We start from the raw sequence: 4,618 nt of genomic DNA, 5'->3' as shown, positions 1-4,618 counted from the left end.
GTCGTCGGCGGCAGCGGCTCCGGGGGCGGCTCCGACGTCGTCGGGCCGGTCCGGGTCGGGTCCGGGGCGCGCCTGCTGGAAGCCTTGGGGCAGAGCCAGTTGGGCGGGGAGCGACGGCACGGCCCGGTCCGGCCGGGGGGTCGGGAGCGCGGGCCGGCGCGGCGTCCCGTACGGAAACTCGTACCCCTGCGGCACGGTCGACCCGGCCGGCCGGGCCGGTTGCGCGGCCTCCGTCGCCTCGTCACCGCGCCGCCCGGCCTCGCGTTGGTCCCGCGGCCCGGCCGGCCGGGCCGACGGCCCGGCCTCCGTCGCCTCCGCGCCGCGTTCCCCGTCCCCGCGCTGCTGGAGCTCCGCGGCCCCGCGGGGCGCGGTCGCCCCGGCGGACAGGGCCGGTGGCGCGGGGTGCGTCGGGGGCGCTTCGCGGGGGCCGGGTTCGACGGACGCGCGGTGGGGCTCCGTGGATTCCTGGGCCGCGGCGCGGGCGCCGGCCCGGTAGGCGGCGATGGCTCCGGCACGGGCGGCGGCCGTGAGGTCGGGGCGGCCGTCACCGTCCTGCCGCGGCACGACATGGTCCCGGTAGACCGGGCCGCCGGCCCCGCGCGGCAAGGGCACGGTGGCGTACCCGGGCGCGACCAGGGGCGCGTACCCGGCCTCGTCCTGCCGCGGAGCGGGGCGCGGGGGCGGGAGGACGGATTCCTCGGCCCAGGGGTCGGGCACCGGGCCGTCCGGGAGCGGTGATCCGCCGGGGCCCTGGTCCCGGTCCTGGTCCTCGGGCGGGCGTGGACCCGGCCCCCGGCCCTGGTTCTCGGGCGGGCGTGGACCCGGCCCCCGGCCCTGGTTCTCGGGCGGGTGTGGGCCCTGCCCCGCGCGGCCGGGCAGGGCGGTGTCCGTTCCGGCGGGGGCGGGGCGCCACCACTCGCGGGGCGCCGGCTCGGGGCCGCCGGCCCTCGGTGGCGCGCCGGCGCCGCGTAACGGGGTGCCGTCCGGACGCGGGGCGGGAGCCTCGGGTGCCGGGCCCGGGGACAAGGTCCACGGGTCGGACAGCGGCACCGGGTCGTAGCCGCACAGGGCCTCCTCGGCCGCGCCCGACGCCAGTCCCGTCAGGACGACACGGCCGTCGTCACACACCAGCACCGTGCGGACGGTGATGTTCCGGTGGGTCCACCCATGGGCGTGCAGCACCCGCAGCGCGGTCAGCACGTCCGCGGCGACCTCCGCCGCCCGGTACGGACTCAACGGCCGCTCCGCGATCAACGCGGCCAGCGGCCTCGCCGGGACCAGCTCACCGACGATCCACAGCGACGCGCCCTCCGCGAACACGTCGAAGACCTGGTCCAGCCGCGGATGGTCCGGGATCCGCGCCGCGGCCTGGGCCGCCTCGATCGCCCGCCGCACGGCCGGCAGCTCCGCCGCCTCGCGGACGTCCGCCGCGGGCGTCCCGGCCCCGTCCAGCAGTTCCGCGTCCAGGACCTCCGGCAGCGGCACCTGCCGGACGAGGACCTCCTGCCCGGTACGGGTGTCAAAGGCCCGGGTCTCGACCAGCTCGTAGGCATCGGTCGGCGGCACCGGCAGACGGTAGCGGCCGGCCAGGATCCGGCCCGCGTAGTCGTCCACGTCGCCTCCCCCGAGTGCGGTGTCCCCCATGCCCCGCCGACCACGATACGTCGCCGGGGCCGCCCGCGTCCCGGGCCTGGGTCAGCCCACGGGCTGGAACGTGTCGAACGCGGTGTTCCGCAACTGCGTGCACTCCGCGCCGTCCCAGGTGTCGGCCACGCAGCTGATCATGATGGCGTAGCCGTGGGTGGCGTCGACCTTGAAGCCGCGGTTGAGGACCCGTATCCGCTTGCCGTTCTGGGTGCGCTCGAACTCCCAGTCGGCGACGGTGGGGTAGTTGCGGTAGTTCACCGTTCGGATGCCTATGAGGCGGTAGTCCTTGCTGCCGGCGGCCACGCCGGCCTGGGAGCCCAGCCAGGCCAGCTTGGCGTCGTTGCCCGGCGTGGGCGTGTAGTCGACCTGGACGCGCGGGAAGTCGCCGTCGCGGCTGTAGATCGCGCCGGAGTCCTCGCCGGCCGTGCCGGTCTGGCGGAAGCCGTTGGGCAGGGCGATGGTGAAGTGGAAGTGGTCGTTCGTCACCATGCCGAAGCCCGCCGGGATCCCGTTCGCGCTGGTCCCGCCGTTGCCGCTGCCGGGCGGGGGCGTGCCGTCGAGGGGCAGGCCGTTGCCGCCCTGGCCCGGGGTCTGGCCCTGGCCCTGCCCCTGGCTCTGGCCGCCCTGGTCGCCGTTGGGGGTGGCACTGCCGGTGGCACCGTTGCTGTTGCCGTTGCCCGTGCCGTTGCCGTTGCCGGTGCCGTGGCTGCCGGGCGTGCCGCTCGCGGACGGGCCGGCGCTCGTGCCGGAGCCCTTGGCGTTGCTGCCGCCCTTGCCCTTGGCCCGGTCGTCGCCGGAGACCAGGTACGCGATGAGCCCGCCGACGACGGCCAGCACGACGACCACGGCCGCGATCGCCAGGGCGATCGTGCGGCGCGGCATGACGTCGGTGAGCGGGGCGGCGACGGGCGCGGTGCGCTTGCCGAACACACCGCCGCCGGCGCCCGGCCGGCCCTCGCCGGCCGTGGTGGGAGCCTCGGCCGCCGACGCGGTGGCCGTGCCCTGCGCCGCGGACGCGGCCGCGGCCTCGGCGGCGGCCTTGCGGGTGGCCTTCAGCGCGGCGCGGGCCCGCTCGCGCTGTTCGCGCTCGCGCCGCTCCCGCTCCTTCTTCTCGGCCTTCTCCGCCTGCTCGGCGGCCTTCTTCGCGGCCCGCTCGGCCGCCTTGGCGGTGGCGGCCTGCTCGGCGGCCGCCCTGGCCTCGGCCAGCGAGACCTGCCGGGTCTCCTCGACCGAGGGGACGGGCTCGGGCTCGGGTGCGTTGACGACGGCGGTCAGCAGGGCGCGGGCCCCGGCGTCGTCCAGGCGCCGGGCCGGGTCCTTGACGAGGAGTCCGTAGATGACCTCGGTGAGCGGGCCCGCGTTCTTCGGCGGGTCCACGGGCTCGGTCATCACGGCCGTGAGGGTGGCGAGGGCGTTGCCCTTGTCGTACGGGGGGACGCCCTCGACGGCGGCGTAGAGCAGGCCACCGAGGGACCACATGTCGGCCGGCGGGCCGGGGCGCTGGCCGCGGGCGCGCTCGGGAGAGATGTAGGAGGGGGCGCCGACGAGCATGCCGGTCGAGGTGACGGAGGGGTCGCCCTCGACCTGGGCGATGCCGAAGTCGGTGAGGACGACGCGGCCGGTCTCGGCTATCAGGACGTTGGAGGGCTTGACGTCGCGGTGCAGGATGCCTTCGCCGTGGGCGGCCTTGAGCACGTCGAGCACGGCGAGGCCGACCTCGGCCGCCCGGCGGGGCGTGAGGGGGCCGCGCTCGCGGATGAACTCGGCGAGGGACGGGCCCTCGATGAGCTCCATGACGATCCAGGGGCGGGCGTCCTCGTCGACGACGTCGAAGACGGTGACGGCGCCGTTGTTACGGATACGGGCGATGGCCTTGGCCTCGCGGAGGGTACGGGTGATCAGGCGGCGCTTCTCGTCCTCGTCGACGCCGTTGCCGAAGCGGAGTTCCTTGACGGCGACCGTCCGGCCGAGGGTCTCGTCCTGGGCCCGCCAGACCGTGCCCATGCCGCCCTTGCCGAGGACGGACACCAGCCGGTAGCGCCGCGCGAGCAGCCGCCCTTCATCGGCCCCGGTGTCCCGAGTGACCCCCTTGACCACGCCCTCACCGGCCCGCTCCGGCCCAGCAGCAGGCTTGGCCGGAGCCCCGACCGGAGCCTTGGCCGGCCGGTCCCCGGCCTTGGCCGAATCCGACCCCTTGGCCGGCCGGTCCCCCGGCTTCGCCGCAGGTTCCGCAGGCTTGGCGCCGACAACGCCGGCCTTGGCCGGGGCCGGAGCCTTGGTCAGCCGGTCGGCGGGCTTCGCCGACCCGGATCCGGCCTGCTCGGCAGCGGCCTTGGCCGGCCGATCACCCGGCTTCGCCGACGCCTCGGCGTCGCGCGATCCGCCCGACGCACCGTCACCCGGCTTCGCCGCGGCCGTGTCGGACGGCGTGGCCGACGTACGGTCAGCCCCCGCTCCGCCTTCGGCCGGTGCCGTGGTCCGGCCCTGGGCCGGGACCTTGGCTCCGCCGGAGCCGGAGCCGGAGCCGGAACCGGAGCCCGGCTCCGCGGCGGCGGCCGCCTCGGCCCCGGCCGGAGCCGGCTTCGGCTCCGCCGCGTCGGCGGCCCCGGCTCCGGCCGGGGCCGACCTCGGCTTCGGCGTGCCGGCGGCGTCCTTGGGCTCCGGGGAGCCGACGGCGTCGTCCGGTGTGACCGTGTGCTCCGGCTTCGACATGCGTCCCCTCCGCGATCGTGCCGCCCTGTCCGTCGGCCGGCCCGGCATTCCACCCGGCTCGGGCCCGGCGCAACCCGCCCCGGCCGAGCCCTCATTGTCTCTCACTCCGCAACGGACGGGCGCCACGGGTCCGCGGTTCCGCCGAGGTGGTGTCGACGTCCGAACAGGACCGCACCCCCCACCGAACCCCGGCTTCCGCCCCGGCGGACCCGCCGCCCGGACAGGACCCCCGCCCAACGCCGAACCTGTCTCCTATACA

The 4,618-nt window shown here is 77.1% G+C and carries 2 protein-coding genes; both read right to left on the bottom strand.

The window, feature by feature from the left end:
• A partial coding sequence (locus EF918_RS32920; protein ID WP_369009106.1) for a protein kinase occupies positions 1 to 1,644 on the bottom strand: 1,644 nt, incomplete at its 3' end.
• A gap of 51 nt (positions 1,645 to 1,695) precedes the next feature.
• Positions 1,696 to 4,359 (bottom strand): protein kinase, encoded by a 2,664-nt coding sequence (locus tag EF918_RS32915; RefSeq protein ID WP_185922033.1) that lies wholly within the window; start codon positions 4,357 to 4,359, stop codon positions 1,696 to 1,698.
• Between the last annotated feature and the right edge of the window lie 259 nt (positions 4,360 to 4,618).

It is taken from the genome of Streptomyces sp. WAC06614, assembly GCF_003949795.1.
In the GTDB taxonomy this organism is placed as follows: domain Bacteria; phylum Actinomycetota; class Actinomycetes; order Streptomycetales; family Streptomycetaceae; genus Streptomyces.
Note: the sequence above shows the minus strand (reverse complement) of the source record. Positions and strands in the feature narration are given on the sequence as shown.

What these genes read in the sequence shown, in the direction of transcription:
- EF918_RS32915 (WP_185922033.1), bottom strand. Translation starts at nt 4,359, where the DNA reads ATGTCGAAGCCGGAGCACACGGTCACACCGGACGACGCCGTCGGCTCC.